At 38.5% G+C, this 444-nt stretch carries 2 protein-coding genes; both read right to left on the reverse strand.

The window, feature by feature from the left end; all coding sequences use genetic code 11:
- On the reverse strand, window positions 1-204 hold a 204-nt coding region (locus I4N53_RS03030), incomplete at its 3' end, for an alpha/beta-type small acid-soluble spore protein (protein ID WP_214495548.1).
- A gap of 143 nt (window positions 205-347) precedes the next feature.
- A partial coding sequence (locus I4N53_RS03035) for an alpha/beta-type small acid-soluble spore protein (RefSeq protein ID WP_214495549.1) occupies window positions 348-444 on the reverse strand: 97 nt, incomplete at its 5' end.

A 444-nucleotide genomic window follows, 5' to 3' on the forward strand; every position in this document is an offset into this window, starting at 1 on the left:
TATTTGGCTTTCTGCCATCTGTATCATTTTTCTTACCATATGGCCACCTACAGCCCCACAATCTCTTGATGTGAGGTTACCCCAGTAGCCATCGGCCGGAGGAGTTATTCCTAATTCATTAGCTATCTCATACTTCCACTGGCTCATAACCTGCTTTGCCTCTTTTACCACAAGAGGATTTCTGGTTTCTGAACCTACAGCCATTTTATTCACCTCCTAAATCGTGTTCCATTATTAATTTAACCCGCTATTTAGCTTATATACCTGTAAACTATTGCTATATATACCTTTTGATATTAAAAAGGATATCCCAAAGGGATATCCTTTTTTTATATTAATAATATGATTTATTTCCAAGTTCCTTTGCTGGCCATCTGACTTTCTGCCATTTGTATCATTTTTCTTACCATATGGCCACCTACAGCACCGCAATCGCGAGATGTG

It is taken from the genome of Thermoanaerobacter sp. CM-CNRG TB177, from assembly GCF_018588165.1.
GTDB lineage: Bacteria > Bacillota > Thermoanaerobacteria > Thermoanaerobacterales > Thermoanaerobacteraceae > Thermoanaerobacter > Thermoanaerobacter thermocopriae.